The sequence below is a fragment of the Gordonia sp. 'Campus' genome (genome assembly GCF_022206305.1).
In the GTDB taxonomy this organism is placed as follows: domain Bacteria; phylum Actinomycetota; class Actinomycetes; order Mycobacteriales; family Mycobacteriaceae; genus Gordonia.
Genome location: NZ_JAKOIW010000014.1, coordinates 26,849 through 45,197 on the forward strand (window position 1 = coordinate 26,849; position 18,349 = coordinate 45,197).

The following is an 18,349-nucleotide window of genomic DNA, read 5'->3' on the forward strand; positions in this document are numbered from 1 at the left end:
GTCGCGCGGGGTGCAGTAGGGTCGGCGGCACGTCGACGGGTGTCGCGCGGTGTCGGATCGGTGAGATGGGATGTGTCGGATGGCGAAGACGGTGATCGTGTCGGGCGGAACCGGCGGACTGGGTTCGGCGGTCACGCGCCGGCTGCTCGATGACGGGTGGCGGGTGGTGGTGCCATGGGTGGCCGAGGCCGAACTGTCCCGACTCCCCGGCGCCGATCACCCGGGCGCCGATCGACTCGTCACCCTGCAGGCCGATCTGTTCGACGAGGGCTCGGTGGACGAGGTCGTGTCGACGGCGGCAAGCGACCGGGCGGCTCCGGTCACCGCGGTCGTCAACCTGGTCGGCGGGTTCGCGATGGGGGAGCGGGTCGACGCGACCCCGGTCGACGAGTTCGAACGCCTCCTGCGTCTGAATCTGCGTCCGTTGTATCTGCTCTCGGCCGCGGCGATCCCGAGGCTCGCGGAGGCGGGTGGCGGTTCGATCGTCGGGGTCTCGGCGAAGGCAGCCTTCGCGCCGTTCTCCGGTGCGGCCGGGTACATCACCTCGAAGGCGGCGGTGTGGGCGTTCGTCAGTGCGCTTGCCGCCGAGTACAAGTCGGACGGTATCCGGGCGAACGCGATCCTGCCGTCGGTGATCGACACCCCGGGCAACCGGGAGAGTCAGCCGGACTCGTCGAGGTCCGGGTGGGTCTCGCCCGAGGCGATCGCGGACACCATCGCGTTCCTGGTGTCGGACGCCTCGAGCGCGATCACCGGAGCCCAGGTCCCGGTGCCCGGCGTCGGCTGAGCCAGGCGCGAGCAGAGGGTCAGACGCACGGTCAACGGGATCAGGTGCACGGTCGACGGGATCGAGTGCACGGTCGACGGGATCAGGTGCACGGTCGACGGGATCGAGTGCACGGTCGACGGGGTCGAAAACCGCTCCGCAGCCACGTGTCAGGTGTGCGAGCGACCCGGTCGTGCGTGCACATAGGCTTCGACGACGGTCCGCAACACGGGCTTGCCGTCGGTGTTGCGCAGTTCGGCCGATGAGGTGACCAGAGCGCGGTCGCGGTCGTCGAACTCGATCGCGTCGATGACGGTCGACCCGGTGAGTGTGTCACCGGGGCGGACCGGACGCAGGAACTCGACGTCGCCCAGTCGCTTGCCCGCGATCACCCGCCAATTGTCCAGCACGCCGGTGACATTGAGCTTCTGGTAGATCGACATGGTGTGCAGCCCGCTGGCGATGAGTCCGCCGTAGGGTCCGCGCGCCGCGACGTCCGGGTCGACGTGGAAGTCCTGCGGGTCCCACGCCCGGGCGAAGTCGAGCAGTTCTTTCTCGGTGACGTGGTGCGTGCCGAACTCGAAGGTCTGGCCGACCGTCAGATCGTCGGCCCAGAGTCTCGTCGATCCATCGGTCACTTCAGGTCTGCCGCGATCATCGGCCAGGTGGTCTCGAGGTCGCGCTCCCAGTAACCCCAGGAGTGGGTGCCGCCGGGGCGGAAGGTGACCTTGTGCGGCACCTTGAGCGCCCGCATCCGGGAGGCCATCTGCTTGGTGCACTCGTTGACCGCGGCCTCGATGATGCCGCCGATGACCACCTGATTGGCCAAGGTCAGCGGGTCGCCGGCGACCAGCGGTGCCTCGAGCCGGTCGAACTGGCCGGGCATGCCGGTGCCGCTGGTCATGTAGACCTTGGTGCCACGCAGCTTGGCCGCGTTGATGTACGGGTCGTTGTCGCGCCACCCCGACGACGTGACCGGCCCCCACATGTTGTTCAGGTTGCCCTGCCCGCGATCCGCCACGACCATCCGGATGTAGGCCTGTCCCAGCGGATCACTGGTCCGCGCGCACCCGCTGTAGGCAGCCGCGGCCCGGTAGAGCTTCGGGGCCGCGATCGCGAGGTTGAGGACAGAGGTGCCCGCCATCGAGATGCCGGCGATCGCGTTGACACCGGTGGTGTCGAATTCCTTGTCCACCAACGGCGGTAGTTCCTTGGTGAGGAAGGTCGTCCACTTGTTGCGGCCCAGGACCGGGTCGTCGTGCTGCCAGTCGGTGTAGTACGAGAATGCGCCCCCGATGGGGGTGACGACGTTGACGGGCTTGTCGGAGAAGAACTTCGCGTACTGGGTCTTGGCGGCCCACGTCGCCGAGTCCTCGCCGCCGCCGGCGCCGTTGAGCAGATAGAGAGTGGGACGGGGCTTCGTGGTGTCCTTGGGTCGAAGGACGTTGACCGGGATCAGCTTTCGCATGGCTGCGGAGTACACGATGAGGGTGGACTGCTGGGCCGAGTCGTGGATGACGGTATCGACGCGTGCGCGCTCGGGATCCGGGGTCGGTTCGGCCAGGGCGGCGGGCGCCCAACCGGTGACCGCGACAGCTACCGCACACCCGACGACGCTCAGTCGCTTCATCCAGGAGGATCGCACCTCTAGCCCCTTTACTTAACAAAAGTCTCAGACTTAACAAAGGTAACCGAGATGTTCCGGAGCCCCCAACCGAGACGATCCGTCGTTAGGTAGTTGTGACGTCGGCTGACGAACCTGCGGGGCCGCGACGGATCTAGTGGAGGCGATCCTTGAGCAGCAGGCGAACGGTCAGCTCGAGGCGGTTGGTGACATCGGTGGCCGACGCGCGACGCGTGAGCCACTGCACGAGATTCGACATCCAGACATCGGACAGCACGCGGGCGATCGCGAGATCTTCCTCGGTCGGTTCGCCGTTGTCGACGATGGCGCCTGCGAGCAGGCGGTCGATGATTCCCGCCACCTGGTCGACCTCGGCGGTGGCCGAGGCGTCGGCGAACATGAAGGCGCGGGTCATCGCCTCGGTGAGCAGGGGATCGCGCTGCATCGCGAAGGTGATCATGTCCAGGACGTGACGCAACCGGTCGATCGGGGTGTCGCCACGCAGCTGGGAGCGGTCGACCTTGGACTCGACCCGCTCGAACTCGCGAGCGAGTGCGGTCACCAGCAGATGGACCTTCGACGGGAAGTAGCGGTAGAGCGTGCCGACGGCGACATCGGCCTTGTCGGCGACGGTGCGCATCTGCACGGCGTCGTACCCACCCTTGGAGGCCAGCGCGAGTGTCGCGTCGAGGATGCGGCGGCGGCGTTCGCGCTGCGCGGTGGAGCCGGCTTCGGGCGAGGCGGCGGACGCCGCGGCCCCGTTGGGGGCCTCGACCGCGGCATTGCCGGGTGCAGAACGGGCCATGTGCTCTCGAATGTCCTCACGTGATCAGGGTCGGGCGGGTGGATCCAGGTGGCTACCCGATCGCGATCCACCCATGGCATATTAGAACAGGTTCTAATTATTCGTCACAACTCGACATACAGAGGATCCGTCGTGACAATCGCCACCTCGTCCGAGCAAGTAGCCGTCTGCCAGAGTATCGAGTCGTGGGCGCGTAGCGCACAGGTGACCGAGCTCGTGCGCTCCGACATCGACAAACCCCGCGATCAGTGGACCGGCCTGTTCGAGCAGCTGGCCGAGTTCGGGGTGTTCGCGGCCGCGGTCCCCGAAGATGCCGACGGGCTCGGCGCGAGCTTCGTCGACGTCGCGGCGATGGTCGAGAAGTGCGGTGTCGAGCTCGTCCCCGGTCCCATCGGACCCACCGTGGCGGCCGCGATCGCTATCGGCGCGAGCGACGACGCCGCTGCCCGCGAACTGCTCGGCGACATCCTTTACGGGCAGGTCCCGGTGGTGACGCCGGCGACGAGCTGGTCGCCGCCGGTCGACGCGCCACCGTGGCATGACTCCCTCGACCTCGGGCTGGTGAGCGGCTACGTCGACGGGGCCGCGGTGCTGGTTTGCGGCGATGTACCCGGCCGGGGCGCCGGGTGGTGGGTCGTGCCCCCGGGTACCGCCACGGTCGAAGCCGAACCACAGGGCGCGCTGGACGGGACCGCGTCGGTCAGCCGGGTCCGCCTGAGCGGCGTGTCGGCGGACACGCTCGTCGAGGTGCCCGACGCGCACCTCGTCGAGGGTCTGCTGTCGGCCACCCTGGCCGCCTATCAGAGCGGCGTCGCCCGGTGGGCACTCGACACCGCGGTCGATTACGCGAAGGTGCGTACCCAGTTCGGGGTCGCGATCGGGTCGTTCCAGGCGATCAAGCACATCTGTGCCGAGATGCTGTGCCGCAGCGAGCGGATCACCGCGGTGGCATGGGACGCGGCGCGCGCCGTCGACGACCTGCTCGCCGCCTCGACCGAGGAGGAGCGGGCCACCGCGCACGATCAGCTGGAGATCAGCCGGCTGGCCGCCGAGGTGATCGTCGCCAAGGACGCCGTGGCCAACGCCAAGGACTGCATCCAGGTTCTCGGCGGCATCGGTTTCACCTTCGAGCACGACGCCCATCTGTATCTGCGTTCCGCGCTGGCAGCCGTCTCGACACTGCGGCACGCCCATGACCATGCGGTGCAACTCGCGCGGCTCGGTGTCGCCGGGATGCGACGCCGGTTCCGGTTGGATCTCTCGCAGGTCGAGGACCGTCGCGACGAGGTCCAGGCCACTGTCGCGCGGATCGCCGAGGCCGACACCGCGGACCGCCGCCGGTTGCTGGCCGAGACCGGCTACCTGACCCCGCACTGGCCGACCCCCCACGGCCTGGGAGCCGACGCGGCGCTGCAGTTGCTCATCGACACCGAACTCGACCGTGCGGAGGTCGAGCGTCCGGACCTGGTGATCGGGGCCTGGGCCATCCCGACCATCCTCCAGCACGGCACCGATGCCCAGCGCGAACGTTTCGTCGCCCCGACGCTGGCCGGCGACATCGTGTGGTGCCAGCTGTTCAGCGAACCGGAGGCGGGATCGGACCTCGCGGCCTTGCGCACCCGCGCCGAACGGGTCGACGGTGGCTGGAAACTCGACGGTCAGAAGATATGGACGTCGCAGGCGCACAACGCCCAGTGGGCCATCTGCCTGGCCCGCACGGATCCCCAGGCGCCGAAGAACAAGGGCATCACCTACTTCCTCGTCGACATGGGCTCGCCCGGCATCGACATCCGGCCCCTCCGCGAACTGACCGGCCGCGCCAACTTCAACGAGGTCTTCCTCGACGGCGTCGTGGTTCCCGACGACTGTGTCGTCGGCGAGGTGAACAACGGCTGGCGGCTGGCCCGCACGACCCTCGCCAACGAGCGGGTCGCGATGGGCGGTACGGGCCTCGGCAAGGAGATGGAGGCACTGCTCGGACAGGTGCAGGGGATGTCGCGGACGCTGACCGACGACGAGCTCGCGGCGCTCGGCGCCCAGCTCGCCGACGCGCATGTCGGCCGCGTGCTCGATGCCCGCGCCGCGACACGGCAACTCGCCGGACTCGATCCCGGTGCGCTGTCGAGCGTGCGCAAGCTGATCGGCGTCGAGCACCGACAGTCCGTGCCGGATCTGGCGCTGCAGCTGGTCGGGATCGACGGTGTGGCGGCGACCGAGGCGTCCGAATCCGTGCTGCAGAACCGTTGTCTGTCGATCGCGGGCGGGACGACCCAGATCCTGCGGACGGCCGCTGCGGAACGCATTCTCGGTTTGCCGCGGGGCTGACGCGAGGCGGGGGAGGAGAAAGCGCAGATAAGCGACGATTCCGACCCTCTTGCGCGAGGACTCTGATACAACTAGAACAGGTTCTAGTTCTCGACGGTTTCTGGTGAGGGAGGCACAGGGTGGACTTTGCCCTGGACGGCACGGCGATCGCGGTCCGCGACGTCGCCGAAGACGTGTTCGCACGACGACAGCCGGACTGGGAGTCGACGTTCGGTGGTCGCGGTTCCGGCTCCGAACAGACGACCAGGGGCGGTTTCGACGCAGACGGCTGGCAGGCCCTCGTCGACGCGGGGTTGCTGGCCTTGCCGCTCCCGGCTGCGCTCGACGGTGACGAGGTCGACGAGTCGGGCCTCCTCCCGCTGCTGCGTCGGATGGGCCGCGCCGCGGCGGTGACACCGGCACTCGGGTCGCTCACCGCCGCCCTCGTGTTCGCGAAGGCCGACGCGGAGTCGGTCTGGACGCGTCATGGCGCAGCGCTCACCGGAGGCAACTGGGTGTCGATCGCCATCGGCGAGCACGGCGACGCCCTGACCGCCACCCCTTCGACGACCGTTCGCGGCGGGCGGCTCACCGGTACCAAGGTCGGCGTCCTGCACGCCGACGGTGCGGCTCTCTTCCTGGTCGCCGCGGATGCCGGAGTGGTCGCCGTGGCGCCGGACGCACCGGGGATCACCGTCACGCGCACCCCCGCGTCGAGTGGATGGGGTGAGTACACCGTCGTCTTCGACGATGTACCCGTCGACGACGCCGACATCGTCGTGCGTGACCTCTCGGTGCTGCGCGACCGGTACCGGCTCGCACTCTGTGCCTACGGTGACGGCCTGGTCGCCGGCGCCACCCGGCTGACGGCCGATCACGTCTCCACCCGCGAACAGTTCGGCAAACCGATCGCGCTGTTCCAGGCCGTCGGCCAGCAACTCGCCGACATCTACGTGGTGGGCCGGTCGATGGAACTGTCGACCACCGCAGCCGCCTGGCGTCTGTCCGAAGGACTGGACGCGGCAACAGATCTCGCGATCGCCGCCTACTGGCTGGCGGAGGAGATCCCGCCGACGATGCGCACCATGACGCACCTGCACGGGGGGATAGGCGTCGACATCACCTACCCGTTGCACCGCTACTTCTCGCTCGCCAAGGATCTCGCGCGGCTCGTCGGAGGTGCCGGCGTGCGGCTCGACGAACTGGCCGACATCACCGACGTCCCCGCAGACGACGCCCGTATCGCAGAGGTGCCCGATGTTCATTGATCTCACTCCCGAACAGCGCGCGTTGCGCGCCGAACTACGCGAGTATTTCGCCGATCTCGTCACCCCCGACGAGGCGGCGGCCATGCTCACCGAGCGACACGGACCCACCTACCGCAAGGTGATCAAGCGGATGGGCGACGACGGCCGGCTCGGCGTCGGATGGCCGAAGGAATTCGGTGGCAAGGGTTTCGGCGAGATCGAACAGCAGATCTTCACCAACGAGGCCGTGCGCGCGGACGTCCCGCTCCCGTCGGTCACGCTGCAGACCGTCGGCCCGACGCTGCAGGTGCACGGTACCGAGGAGCAGAAGCAGAAGTTCCTGCCCGCGATCCTCGCCGGCGAGGTGCATTTCGCGATCGGGTACACCGAGCCCGAGGCGGGAACGGACCTCGCCTCGCTGGCCACGACCGCCGTCCGCGACGGCGATCACTACATCGTCAACGGGCAGAAGATCTTCACCACCGGTGGCCACGACGCCGACTACATCTGGCTGGCCGTGCGGACCGACAAAGACGCGCCGAAACACAAAGGCATCTCGATCCTCATCGTCGACACCTCCGATCCGGGCTTCAGCTGGACGCCGATCATCACGGCGGACGGTGCCCACCACGTCAACGCGACGTACTACAACGACGTCAAGGTCCCGGTGTCGATGCGTGTGGGCGAGGAGGGCGATGGCTGGAAGCTGATCACCACCCAGCTCAATCACGAGCGCGTCATGCTCGGGCCCGCCGGTCGTATCGACGGCCTGGCCGCCCGGGTACGTCAGTGGGCGCAACGGCCCGGACCCGACGGCACGGTGATCGCCAAACACGCGGACGTACGCCGCGCACTGGCGGTCATCGACGCCTACGGTCGCATCAACGAGTTGCTGAACTGGCAGGTGGCATCCACCGGCGAGGCGATCTCGATGGCCGATGCCGCGGCGACCAAGGTGTTCTCCACCGAACGCATCCAGTCCGTGTGCCGCATGGTCAACGAGATCGTCGGGCGCTACGGCGATTTCACCGATCCCGAGACGGCCGCCCTGGTGGAATGGCTCGACGTCCAGCAGAAGCGGCACGTGGTCATCACCTTCGGCGGCGGCGTCAACGAGGTCATGCGCGACATGATCGCGACCGCAGGCCTCGGACTCCCGCGGGCCAAGCGGTGAGCGCCCCCGAGCTCGACGGCGACGCCGCGATCCGTGCTGCCGCACAGGCGATCATGGACGCCGGACCCAGCGCCCCGGTGGCGGGTCGCGACCCGATCAACCAGCCGATGATCAACAACTGGGTCGAGGCGATGGGCGACGCGAATCCCATCTACACCGACGACGCGGCCGCACGGGAGGCCGGACACCCGGGCATCGTCGCGCCGCCGGCCATGGCGCAGGTGTGGACGATGCGGGGTCTGCACGGCATCCGGACCGCCGACGATCCGCTGGGCCGGGCGAGCGAGCTGTTCGACGAGGCCGGGTTCACCTCGGTCGTCGCCACCAACTGCGACACCGTCTATCACCGGTACACCCGTCCGGGGGAGAAGGTCGCCCTCTCGGCCGAGCTAGTCGAGGTCGTCGGGCCGAAGAACACCGCGCTCGGCGAGGGCTGGTTCTTCACCACGCGCAACGTGTGGACGGTCGACCCAGAGAGCACGGTCAGCGCAGTGGGCAAGGCGGGCGACGACCAGCCCGGCGAGGTCGTCGCCGAGATGCGTTTCCGCATCCTCAAGTTCCGACCGCCGGCCAAGGGCGATCAGCCACAACAGGAGCCGTCGGGCAGCGTACCGGCCGACCTCGATCCGTCGAAGATGCTCACGCCGAGCGTGTCTCGCGACACGGCCTTCTTCTGGGAAGGCGTGACCGCGCACGAGTTGCGCATCCAGCGGGACGGCGACGGCACGCTCCGCCATCCGCCGGTGCCGGCAACCTGGAAGCCGCGCGAACCCGACGGCACCATTCCCACAACCGATTACGTGACCGCATCCGGAACGGGCACGGTCTACAGCTACGTGGTGCACCGTGCTCCCAAGGTGCCCGGCCGTCAGTTGCCGTTCGTCGTGGCCCTGGTCGAACTCGACGAAGGTGTCCGGATGCTGGGCGAATTGCGCGGTGTCGAACCGGACGCGGTGTCGATCGGCATGCCGGTGCGAGCCACTTTCATCGACTTCCCGGCCGACGATGCCGCGGGCACCGGGGCCTGGACGCTCTACGCCTGGGAACCGGTCCCCGGCACGGAAGGACAACCCGCATGACGAGCGTCGCCACCGATCCGGTCGCGGTCGGAACAGCGTTGCCCCCGTTGGTCATCGAGGCCACGCCGACATTTGTGGTCGCGACCGCACTGGCGACCCGGGATTTCCAGGACGTGCACCACGACCGTGATCTCGCACAGGCCAAGGGCTCCAAGGACATCTTCGTCAACATTCTGACCGACACCGGCCTGGTGGAGCGGTTCGTGACGGACTGGGCCGGCCCGAACGCGCGCATCCGGTCGATCTCACTCAAGCTCGGGGTGCCCTGGTACGCCTACGACACCGTCACCTTCGCCGGTGAGGTCACCGAGGTGAACGACGGAGTGGTCTCCGTTGCCGTGACCGGGACCAATTCGCTGGGCAAGCACGTCATCTCGACGGTCACGCTGACCGTCGACGACGCGGGCGCCCCCGCGAGTCGAGGGGAGGGCGTCTGATGGGTTCACTGTCCGGTCAGGCCGTGATCGCCGGCATCGGTGCCACCGAGTTCTCCAAGGACTCGGGCCGTAGTGAGCTCCGACTCGCGGCCGAGGCGGTGAGCGCGGCGATCGCGGATGCCGGCCTGACGCCCGCCGACGTCGACGGTCTCGTGACGTTCACGATGGACACCAACAGCGAGATCTCGGTGGCCCGTGCCGTCGGCATCGGTGACCTGACCTACTTCTCCCGCATCCATTACGGCGGCGGCGCCGCCTGTGCGACGGTGCAGCAGGCCGCGATGGCGGTCGCCACCGGGGTCGCCGACGTCGTGGTGGCCTACCGCGCATTCAACGAACGGTCGGGACTCCGCTTCGGGCAGGTGAACTCGGCGGTCGCCAACCAGGAGAACTCATCGGGCACGGAGAATGCGTTCACCTACCCGCACGGGTTGTCCACCCCGGCTGCCTTCGTCGCGATGATCGCTCAGCGATACATGCACGACTTCGGGGCGACCAGCGAGGATTTCGGCCGCATCGCCGTCGTCGACCGCAAACACGCCGCCGTCAATCCGGCCGCGTTCTTCTACGACAAGCCGATCACCCTCGAGGACCACCAGAACTCGCGGTACATCGCCGAACCCCTGCATCTGCTGGACTGTTGCCAGGAGTCCGACGGCGGTGTCGCACTGGTGATCACGTCTCCCGAACGGGCCAGGGATCTGCCGCACAAGCCCGCGGTGATCGCGGCCGCGGCGGCCGGCAGCGCGGCCGATCAGTACATCATGACCAGCTACTACCGAGACGAGCTGGCAGGCCTGCCCGAGATGGGGCTCGTCGGTCGACAACTCTGGTCGCAGTCGGGCCTGGATCCGGACGACATGGACATGGCCATCCTGTACGACCATTTCACCCCCTACACCCTGCTGCAGCTCGAGGAGCTGGGGTTCTGTGGCCGGGGTGAGGCCAAGGACTTCGTCCGCGAGCCGGGGGCACTCGAAGTCGGCGGACGGTTGCCGCTCAACACCCACGGCGGCCAGCTGGGCGAGGCCTACATCCATGGGATGAACGGCATCGCCGAAGGCGTCCGGCAGATCCGCGGGACCTCGGTCAATCAGGTGGACGGCGCCGAGAAGATCGTCGTCACTGCCGGAACCGGTGTCCCCACAAGCGGATTGGTTCTGACGGCATGACGGCGGCCCATCCGATGTGTCCCGACGACCCTTCGAGGCTCGTCGCCATCGCTCCTCGCACCTCAGGGACCAGATGGCGAACCCCCACCAACCCACTCCGCATCAACAAGGAGCGCGCACGATGAAGTTCAACCTCGCCGATGTCTTCGAGACCGTCGCCGACTCGGTGCCCGAGCGGATCGCGCTCAGTTACCAGGGCAGGCAGATCAGCTACGCCGAACTCGACACCCTGTCCAATCAGGTGGCTCACCTGTTCGCCGGGTCGGGCATCGGCGCCTTCGACAACGTCGCGCTGTTCCTGAAGAACAGCGTCGAGCACGTGACGAGCCTGCTCGGCCTGCTGAAGGTCCGTGCGGTGCCGGTCAACGTCAACTACCGGTACACCAACGCCGAGTTGCAGTACATCTTCGACAACTCCGATTCGCGGGCGATCATCGTCGAACTGCCCGAGCATCAGCGCAGTGTCGCCGAGTTGCTCGCCGAGATCCCCACCGTGCGCACCGTGTTCGTGATCGGCGAGATCGTCGAGGAACTCGCTACCGCGGCCGCTGCTCTGCCCGACGGACGCACCGTGGAGATCGTGGCCTTCGCCGACGCCGAGTCCAAGCCCGACGGCCGGGACTTCGAACCGCGCAACGGCGAGGAGCTGTACCTGCTCTACACCGGCGGCACCACGGGTTACCCCAAGGGCGTCATGTGGCAGCACGACGACTTCTTCCGCAAACCGCTCTCCGGCGGCAACCCCTACGGTGAGGCGCGGAAGGATCTCGACGAGATCGGTACGGCGGTCAAGGATTTCCCGCCCATCGCCTTCCTGCTCGCGGCTCCGCTCATGCACGGCGCGGCGTCGTACTCGCTGTTCACCTTCTTCACCCTCGGCGGGCGCCTGGTCATCCAGCGGGACTTCGATCCGGAGGCCATCGTCACCGAGGTCGAGAAGGAGAAGGTGAACATCATCCTCATCGTCGGTGACGCGATGGGCATGCCGCTCGTCGAGGAACTCGAGAAGCGCAAGGACTCCGTCGACCTGTCGTCGATGTTCTCCATCACCTCCGGTGGGGCGATCTGGTCGCAGCACGTGCGTGACCGCATGCTCGCGGTGAAGCCGGACCTGGTGTTGCGCGACAACTTCGGTGCCTCCGAGTCGGGCAACGACGGCGAGATCATGATGGACGACAACGGCAACCTGAAGGTTCCGCCGACCGACCGGATGATGGTGGTCGACGAGCGGCACAACAAGATCGAACCGGGCTCGGGCGAGGTCGGCTACATCGCCCGTATCGGCAACGTCCCCCTCGGTTACTACAAGGACGAGGAGAAGACCAAGAAGACGTTCCCGACCCTGGCCGACGGCACCCGTATCTCGATCCTGGGCGACATGGGCACGGTCGAGGCCGACGGTTCGATCGTCTTCCTCGGACGCGGCTCGCAGTGCATCAACACCGGCGGCGAGAAGGTGTATGCCGAGGAGGTCGAGGCCACGCTGCACGGGCATCCGGCGATCGCCGACGCCCTCGTCGTGCCGGTTCCCGACGAGAGGTACGGCCAGCGCGTGGCCGCCGTGGTCAAGGTCGCCGAGGGCGCGGCCGAACCGTCGCTGGAGGAGATCCAGGATCACTGCCGGGAAACCCTGGCGCGCTACAAGGTCCCGCGCACCGTCGTGTTCGTCGACGAGGTCAAGCGGACCCCGGCGGGCAAGGCCGACTACCGCTGGGCCAAGGCCGCGGCCGCGGCACACGAGACCGCTCCGGTCTGATCAACCCTCGAGTGCGAGCCGCACTCCGAGCCCGATCAACGCGACTCCGCCGATCGCTTCGACGCGACGGCGGAGTCGCGTGTTCTGAAGCCATCCCGCGATGCGGCCGGCGGCGCCCACGAGGACCGTGAAGTACGCCGCGGTCAGCGCGATGTAGATCGCCCCCAGCCCGAGGGTCGTCCATCCGGTCGAGTACCCGTCCGGCACGAAGCCGGGCAGAAGACTGATGAACAGGATGCCGATCTTCGGGTTGAGGATGTTGGTGAGCAGGCCGGCGGTGAAGCCGGAAAACAGCAGCCCGGCCCTGCTACCCGTGGCCGACACATCGTCTTGTGCCGCGGCCAGATCGGGCGCGGCACGGAGCAACGCGCGGACCGAGCTTATCCCCATCCACACGAGGTAGCAGGCACCGACGATCTTGAGGATCTCGTAACCGGTCTCGCTGGCCTGCAACAAGGCCGACAGTCCCAGAACAGCCGCCGTGACCCAGACCATGAGGCCGCACACGATCCCGGCCGCGGTGCGCAGCGCTTCCCCACGTCCACCGCGGACCACCCCGCGCAGGACCACCAGGGTGTCCGGACCCGGCAGCAGCACGATCAGGGTCGCGGTGACGACGAAGGACAACAGCGCGGCGAGCATGAGGTCATCGTAGGAACCGGCGCACGGGTCGCCACGCCGGGGCCGCCACCGCTGGAAGATTGTGCCGGTGGCGCGCCTCCGACGGCGCCGTGGCGTCCATACGATTACTCCTGGACGGGGAAGTCCGTTTGCCGAGAGAGGGTTTCGTTCGACCGGATGTCCGCCAGCGCATTCTCCAGGGTATCGACCACGGCATCGAAACCACCGTTGCCGAGGACCAGCCGCCGGGGTGGTGGGTCCTGGGCCATCGCCGTGATCACCGCGCGGGCGCCGCGGCGCGGATCCCCGGGCTGCACGCCGTCCATTCCCACGAACGTCGCGCGGACCTCTTCGAGCATCTCGTGATAGTCCGGAACCGGCTCTGACACCGGCTCGTCGGCGAAGCCGGCGTAGGCGTTCGTGCGGGTGGCTCCCGGCTCGATTGCCAGCACGGAGATGCCCTGCGCGGCGACTTCGTTCCGTAGCGTCTCGGTGACGGCCTCGACGGCGAACTTGGTCGCGCTGTAGTAACCGAATCCGGGCGCCGCCACGAGACCGGCCACGGAGGACACGTTGACGATCCATCCGTTGCCTCGGGCACGCATTCCCGGCAGCACCGCGCGCGTCAGCGACAGCACCGCGAAGAAGTTCAGCTCGAACATCGCCCGCACCGCGGACTCGTCCATGCCTTCGATCGATCCGAACCAGCCGCGGCCGGCATTGTTGACGAGCACATCGATTCCGCCGAAGCGCTTCTCGGCCACGCGCACCGCATGCTGCACCTGCGCGGGGTCGGTGACATCGAGCGGAACGACGAGGACGCGGTCTCCGTACTGGCCAGCCCATGCCGCCATCTCCTGCGGCCGCCGGGACGTGAGGACCACGCGGTCCCCGGTCTCCAACGCCGCCTCGGCGAATGCCACCCCGAATCCGCCCGGTGTTCCCCCGGTGATGAACCATCGCCTCGTCATGGCTCGATCACCAACCGGGTGATCAGCTCGCCGTCCAGCACGAAGCGGTAGTGCAGGTCGACGACCCCGCCGGGGAAGTCGCCTTCCAGGTGCTGTCCGACGTCGACGCCGGTCGCCGTGGTGGTCGCGCCGGTGAACTCGGTCGTATAGGTGTACTCGCTGCCGCTGACCGAGGCAGACAGCCAGGCCCTGATCTCGTCGCGTCCCGTGTGGTTGCGGCCCTCGTCGGTCACCACCGCATCGGCGGTGAACGTGGCGAGGGCTCGATCGTCCTTCCTGGCGTCGAGTGCGGTCATGAATGTCTTGATCGTGTCGGGGAGTGCGTCCCATTCTGTGTTCATGGCCCCACGGTGGGGCTTCCCCCAAGGGGAGAGTCAACCCCGCTGCCGCGCGGTTGACCTTGCCCCAGGGGCAGACTGCAAGATGTCCGCACCTGGCACGCCGATCACCGAGGAGGACGCAATGGGGGCACGGGTCTCGATCGGTGACTTCGCGGTGATGACCGGCCTGAGCCGGAAAGCGCTTCGGCACTACCACGACATCGGCATTCTCGAACCGGTCCAGGTCGATTCCCACACGGGCTACCGCTTCTACGACACCGGCCAGGTCGATCACGCACACATCATTCGCAGGTTCCGATCTCTCGGCATGTCCATTCCCGACATCAAGGCCCTGCTGAGCGCAGACGATGCCGCGACTCGCACCGAGATCATCACGACCCATCTCGAGCAGATGGAGGCGCAGTTACAGCAGACGCGTGACAGCGTCAGCGCGCTACGCGAGTTGCTCGCGCCGGCGCGCACCCCCGCGCTCATAGCGGTGCGCCATGAACCTGCTCTTGCGGTGTGGTCCATCGGCGCCACGATCGAAACCTCGGAGATCGATGACTGGTTCGCGGTGACGCTGAGCACGCTGCAGGACGCGGTTGGCGCGGCGGCCGGCGCTCGTGTGGCGGTCGTGCCCGGCGGCCTCTACGATCGCGAATTGTTTCTCGAATCACGGGGTGAGGCAGTGATGTTCGTCCCCGCGCCGCCGTCCGCGGCCCCTCCGGACGGCGTCCGTGCCGAGGTCTTGCCCCCGGCCGAGTTCGCGGTGCTCACCCACGCCGGCGGTCACGACGGGATAGACCGTAGTTACGGTGCCCTCGGCACCTATGCAAACGAGCATCTGATCAGCCGTCAGGGGCCGATCCGCGAACACTACCTCGGCGGAACGCTCGCAGATCCGACGGCGTTCACCGCGACCGAGATCTGCTGGCCGATTCTCAGCACGAGCCAACCGCCGGACTGACCCCGACCAACGGGTCCCGCTACGTCAGCCGCAGCACGCCCCAGAGTGCGACCACCGCGACGACGAGTGCCGCCGGCACGGTGAGTGCGCCGAGGCGTAGATACTCGCGGGAGGTCGGGGCGCCGCGGCCGACTCCGGTCTCGCGGTGCATGATGTCCCGCCACAGCAGGTTGGCGAGCGATCCGAAGTAGGCGAGGTTGGGGCCGATGTTGACGCCGAGCAGCATGGCGAGCACCAGACCGGGTTCATGCGCGACGAGCGGGATCAGCAGCAGCGTCGCCGGCAGATTGTTCACCAGATTCGCCAGGACAGCAGCCAGTCCGGCCACCAGCAGCAGGCCGAGCAGAGTCGCCCCGTCTGGCACCAGGGTCCCGATGAGGTCGCCGACCGGACCCTGCCGAACCGGCAGGATGACGACGCCGAGCGTGGCGACGAAGCCGAGGAACGGAAGGTTCGTCGCCGTGACCGTCTCGCGCAGCGTGGCCAGTGGCGCCTCGACCATGCGTGGCAGGACGAACGCGACGGCCGCGACCGCCGCGACCGCGGACAACGGGATGCCCAGCGGCTCGGTCACGACGAAGGCGACGAGCAGCAACCCCAGCATCACCAGCATGACCGTGGGACGGTCGGGATCGTCGGTGGTTGCCGGCGGCGTCGCCGCCGCCCCCGCCGACGGCGTCGTATGCGAAAGCGATCCGGCGAAGTAGAGCCGGAAGACCAGGTATTCGACGACGATCGCGGCCACCCACGGAGCCAGCATCGCGCCGGTGAACCCGAGGAAGCTCAGCCCGGTCGCGGAGAACGCCAGCAGGTTCGTCAGGTTCGACACCGGCATGAGCGTCGACGCGGTGTTGGCCAGGTGGGCGTTCGCGAACGCGACCGGGGTCACCGGCGCGCCGATCCGCCGTGCGGTGGCGACGGCGACCGGTGTCAGCAGGACGATCGTGGTGTCGAGGCTGAGGACCGCGGTGGTCGCCGCGGCTGCGAGAAAGACGATGCGCAGCAATCGATGTGGCGAGGCCCGGCTCCATCGGGCCAGAAGCGACCCGACCCAGGTGAAGACACCGGCGCGCGCACACGCATCCGCGATCACCAGCATGGCGGCCAGGAACCCGATGGTGGGCGCCATCGTCGCGACCTCGCCGGCGGCGTCGTCGACGGAGACGAGACCGAGCACGATCAGCAACACCGCGATCGGCCCGGCCACCACGACCGCCGGAAGCCGCTGCGCGACAACCGTGGTGATGATCACCACGAGCAGGGCGACGATAGCGACGAGGATGCCGGCGACGCTGTCCGCGGTGAGTACCACCGGGACAGGCTACGTGAGTCAGTCGCGGGCGTACGTCTCGTCGCGGTCGGGGTCACGCACCTCGCCGTCGGCGGTGCTCACCTCGACCACGCGTCGCGGTGTCAACCACAGCAGGGCCACCGAGCTGGCGAGCATGATCCCGCCGAGGACCAGGCACGCGTACTCGAACGGTACGTAGAACGCCTCTTGACTGCCGTCGGCGATCTTCTCGGCGAGGGACGCGGCCTGCCCCGACAACCTGTCGACCACCACACTCGCCTCTGCCAGCGAGCGTTCGATGAGGGTCCCGGCCTGGTCGGCCTCGGCGATCATGGCCTCACCGCCCGTGATGTCGCCCGCGGCAACACGCTGCTGACCGGCCGCGGTCAGTTGGTCACGCGCCAACTGTGCGGTCTCGCCGATCCGCGACTGGTACCCCGCGGCGACGATGCTCCCGGCGATCGCGATACCGATCGCCGCCCCGATCTCGCGGGCGGTGTCGTTGACCGCCGAGCCGACACCCTGGTTGTCGAGCGGGGTGTTGGACATGATCGCTGTGGTCGCCGGCGCGGAGGCCAGGCCGATGCCGACGGCGATGACCGCGACCACGCCCGCGAGTGCCCAGTACGACTCGTATCTGAACAAGCCCAGGAGCAGCAGACCGATTCCCGAGAGAAGTGCGCCGCCCGCGATCACGAACTTCAGCGAGTGGAGTCGTACCGCCAACCAATTGGCGATCAGGGTCGTGATCCCGACGCCCACGACAAATGGCATCAGCGCCAGTGCAGACTGCAGCGGCGTGTACCCGAACACGAGTTGCAGCAGCTGCAGCAGCAGGAAGAACATGCCGAACGAGGCGAGGAACTGGACGGCGACCGACAGTGCCCCGGAACCGAACGCCCGGTTTGCCAGCAACCGGACGTCGAAGAGCGGTGAGGCCGAGCGGAGTTCCACGACGACGAAGGCGGCAGCCAGGAGCACTCCGCCGATGATGCAGCCGAGTACGACGATGTCGGCCCACCCCCGGTGGGGCGCTTCGAGCAGCCCGAGGACGATGCCCGTGATGGCGAGGACCGAACACACGGTGCCCAAGATGTCGAAGCGACCCGGGTCGGTGTCCTTGGACGTTCCGATGGTCAGGCACAGCGCCGCCGCGACTCCGGAGGACGCGGCGAAGGTGATGAAGATCGAGTGCCAGGAGAAGAACTCGAGGAGCACACCGGTCACGAGGAATCCCGCGATCGCCCCGCCTCCGGCGATGGCCGACCAGATGCTGATACCGACGGCTCGTTTACCCTCCGGCATACCGGAAGTGATGAGCGACAGTGTCGTCGGCATGATGAGCGCGGCCGCGGCACCGGCGAAGCATCGTGCAAGGATCAGTTGAGTCGGGCCGTCGACCCAGATCGCGGCGAGAGACGCCAGGCCGAAGAGCAACAGTCCCACGATGAGGACTTCACGACGGCCGAGCCGGTCCCCGATGGCACCGGCCGGCAGCAACAGGGCTGCCAGAGCGAGTGTGTAACCGTCGACGATCCAGGTCATCTGGCCGGCGTCGGCGCCCGTGTCGATGGCGATGTCGGGCAGCGCGGTGTTGAGTGCGGCCATTGCGGCCACCACCATGCTGACCGACAGGCAGGCGATGAGGACGAGCCAGGCGGACCTGGCGTCGAGGCGGATGGCGTTCGGCAGTTTCACAGGCGTCCTGCACTTTCCGGGTCTGCGGAGGGACTCGCTCGGTCAGGACGACGACCAGGTCTGGATCGTCTGCGTTGCTGTTTCGTTATCGCGACACGCTAGGTGGGCGGCAAC

The 18,349-nt window shown here is 67.9% G+C and carries 17 protein-coding genes; 9 read left to right on the forward strand and 8 right to left on the reverse strand.

Annotation, left to right across the window (positions count from 1 at the left end):
• The first annotated feature begins 79 nt into the window (after positions 1–79).
• Entirely contained in the window at positions 80–787 is a 708-nt protein-coding gene (locus MAY35_RS15425; RefSeq protein ID WP_238422183.1) for an SDR family NAD(P)-dependent oxidoreductase, read from the forward strand.
• Positions 788–936: 149 nt separating this feature from the next.
• On the opposite strand, the gene MAY35_RS15430 is transcribed toward MAY35_RS15425, so the two are convergent.
• From MAY35_RS15430 to kstR, 3 genes are all read right to left on the reverse strand, one after another.
• Positions 937–1,404: a MaoC/PaaZ C-terminal domain-containing protein gene (locus tag MAY35_RS15430; RefSeq protein WP_238422184.1), complete on the reverse strand. Its 468-nt coding sequence runs from the start codon at positions 1,402–1,404 to the stop codon at positions 937–939.
• Positions 1,401–2,411: an alpha/beta hydrolase family protein gene (locus MAY35_RS15435; protein ID WP_238422185.1), complete on the reverse strand. Its 1,011-nt coding sequence runs from the start codon at positions 2,409–2,411 to the stop codon at positions 1,401–1,403. The genes MAY35_RS15430 and MAY35_RS15435 overlap by 4 nt, the downstream gene beginning before the upstream one ends.
• 133 nt (positions 2,412–2,544) lie before the next feature.
• Positions 2,545–3,195, reverse strand: a complete 651-nt coding sequence (kstR, locus tag MAY35_RS15440; protein WP_238422186.1) for a cholesterol catabolism transcriptional regulator KstR — start codon at positions 3,193–3,195, stop codon at positions 2,545–2,547.
• Positions 3,196–3,327: 132 nt separating this feature from the next.
• On the opposite strand from kstR, the gene MAY35_RS15445 reads away from it, so the two are divergent.
• The 7 genes from MAY35_RS15445 (at position 3,328) to MAY35_RS15475 (ending at position 12,364) form a co-directional block, all read left to right on the forward strand.
• Entirely contained in the window at positions 3,328–5,520 is a 2,193-nt protein-coding gene (locus tag MAY35_RS15445; RefSeq protein WP_238422187.1) for an acyl-CoA dehydrogenase family protein, read from the forward strand.
• Positions 5,521–5,639: 119 nt separating this feature from the next.
• Positions 5,640–6,767: an acyl-CoA dehydrogenase family protein gene (locus MAY35_RS15450; protein WP_238422188.1), complete on the forward strand. Its 1,128-nt coding sequence runs from the start codon at positions 5,640–5,642 to the stop codon at positions 6,765–6,767.
• Entirely contained in the window at positions 6,757–7,920 is a 1,164-nt protein-coding gene (locus MAY35_RS15455; protein WP_238422189.1) for an acyl-CoA dehydrogenase family protein, read from the forward strand. Before MAY35_RS15450 ends, MAY35_RS15455 begins: the two co-directional genes overlap by 11 nt.
• On the forward strand, positions 7,917–8,999 hold the full coding sequence (locus MAY35_RS15460) for a bifunctional MaoC family dehydratase N-terminal/OB-fold nucleic acid binding domain-containing protein (RefSeq protein ID WP_308192463.1): 1,083 nt from the start codon (positions 7,917–7,919) through the stop codon (positions 8,997–8,999). The genes MAY35_RS15455 and MAY35_RS15460 overlap by 4 nt, the downstream gene beginning before the upstream one ends.
• Positions 8,996–9,436 carry a MaoC family dehydratase gene (locus MAY35_RS15465; protein WP_238422190.1) on the forward strand — a complete coding sequence of 147 codons (441 nt, stop codon included), beginning with the start codon at positions 8,996–8,998 and terminating at the stop codon, positions 9,434–9,436. The genes MAY35_RS15460 and MAY35_RS15465 overlap by 4 nt, the downstream gene beginning before the upstream one ends.
• Complete coding sequence (locus tag MAY35_RS15470) at positions 9,436–10,608, forward strand: lipid-transfer protein (protein ID WP_238422191.1); 1,173 nt, start codon at positions 9,436–9,438, stop codon at positions 10,606–10,608. The genes MAY35_RS15465 and MAY35_RS15470 overlap by 1 nt, the downstream gene beginning before the upstream one ends.
• Before the next feature lie 121 nt (positions 10,609–10,729).
• Positions 10,730–12,364 carry an acyl-CoA synthetase gene (locus MAY35_RS15475; protein WP_238422192.1) on the forward strand — a complete coding sequence of 545 codons (1,635 nt, stop codon included), beginning with the start codon at positions 10,730–10,732 and terminating at the stop codon, positions 12,362–12,364.
• Here the strand turns inward: MAY35_RS15475 and MAY35_RS15480 are convergent, their stop codons facing one another.
• The 3 genes from MAY35_RS15480 to MAY35_RS15490 form a co-directional block, all read right to left on the reverse strand.
• Positions 12,365–13,006, reverse strand: coding sequence for a LysE family translocator (locus MAY35_RS15480; RefSeq protein ID WP_238422193.1), 642 nt, complete (start codon positions 13,004–13,006; stop codon positions 12,365–12,367).
• 104 nt (positions 13,007–13,110) lie between these two features.
• Positions 13,111–13,956 (reverse strand): SDR family NAD(P)-dependent oxidoreductase, encoded by an 846-nt coding sequence (locus tag MAY35_RS15485; RefSeq protein ID WP_238422194.1) that lies wholly within the window; start codon positions 13,954–13,956, stop codon positions 13,111–13,113.
• Positions 13,953–14,297 (reverse strand): nuclear transport factor 2 family protein, encoded by a 345-nt coding sequence (locus MAY35_RS15490; protein WP_238422195.1) that lies wholly within the window; start codon positions 14,295–14,297, stop codon positions 13,953–13,955. Before MAY35_RS15490 ends, MAY35_RS15485 begins: the two co-directional genes overlap by 4 nt.
• Before the next feature lie 121 nt (positions 14,298–14,418).
• Here MAY35_RS15490 and MAY35_RS15495 point away from each other — a divergent pair, with 121 nt between their 5' ends.
• Positions 14,419–15,246 (forward strand): MerR family transcriptional regulator, encoded by an 828-nt coding sequence (locus MAY35_RS15495; RefSeq protein ID WP_238422286.1) that lies wholly within the window; start codon positions 14,419–14,421, stop codon positions 15,244–15,246.
• A gap of 19 nt (positions 15,247–15,265) precedes the next feature.
• Here the strand turns inward: MAY35_RS15495 and MAY35_RS15500 are convergent, their stop codons facing one another.
• Together MAY35_RS15500 and MAY35_RS15505 are read right to left on the reverse strand one after the other, a co-directional pair.
• Positions 15,266–16,558: an SLC13 family permease gene (locus MAY35_RS15500; protein WP_238422196.1), complete on the reverse strand. Its 1,293-nt coding sequence runs from the start codon at positions 16,556–16,558 to the stop codon at positions 15,266–15,268.
• Positions 16,559–16,576: 18 nt separating this feature from the next.
• Positions 16,577–18,235 (reverse strand): MFS transporter, encoded by a 1,659-nt coding sequence (locus MAY35_RS15505; protein WP_238422197.1) that lies wholly within the window; start codon positions 18,233–18,235, stop codon positions 16,577–16,579.
• Positions 18,236–18,349: the final 114 nt, after the last annotated feature.

Excerpts from the sequence above, each read along its gene's own strand:
- MAY35_RS15425 (WP_238422183.1), top strand. The coding sequence starts at position 80 with ATGGCGAAGACGGTGATCGTGTCGGGCGGAACCGGCGGACTGGGTTCG.
- kstR (WP_238422186.1), bottom strand. The coding sequence starts at position 3,195 with ATGGCCCGTTCTGCACCCGGCAATGCCGCGGTCGAGGCCCCCAACGGG.
- MAY35_RS15455 (WP_238422189.1), top strand. The coding sequence starts at position 6,757 with ATGTTCATTGATCTCACTCCCGAACAGCGCGCGTTGCGCGCCGAACTA.
- MAY35_RS15465 (WP_238422190.1), top strand. The coding sequence starts at position 8,996 with ATGACGAGCGTCGCCACCGATCCGGTCGCGGTCGGAACAGCGTTGCCC.
- MAY35_RS15470 (WP_238422191.1), top strand. The coding sequence starts at position 9,436 with ATGGGTTCACTGTCCGGTCAGGCCGTGATCGCCGGCATCGGTGCCACC.
- MAY35_RS15475 (WP_238422192.1), top strand. The coding sequence starts at position 10,730 with ATGAAGTTCAACCTCGCCGATGTCTTCGAGACCGTCGCCGACTCGGTG.
- MAY35_RS15480 (WP_238422193.1), bottom strand. The coding sequence starts at position 13,006 with ATGCTCGCCGCGCTGTTGTCCTTCGTCGTCACCGCGACCCTGATCGTG.
- MAY35_RS15485 (WP_238422194.1), bottom strand. The coding sequence starts at position 13,956 with ATGACGAGGCGATGGTTCATCACCGGGGGAACACCGGGCGGATTCGGG.
- MAY35_RS15490 (WP_238422195.1), bottom strand. The coding sequence starts at position 14,297 with ATGAACACAGAATGGGACGCACTCCCCGACACGATCAAGACATTCATG.
- MAY35_RS15495 (WP_238422286.1), top strand. The coding sequence starts at position 14,419 with ATGGGGGCACGGGTCTCGATCGGTGACTTCGCGGTGATGACCGGCCTG.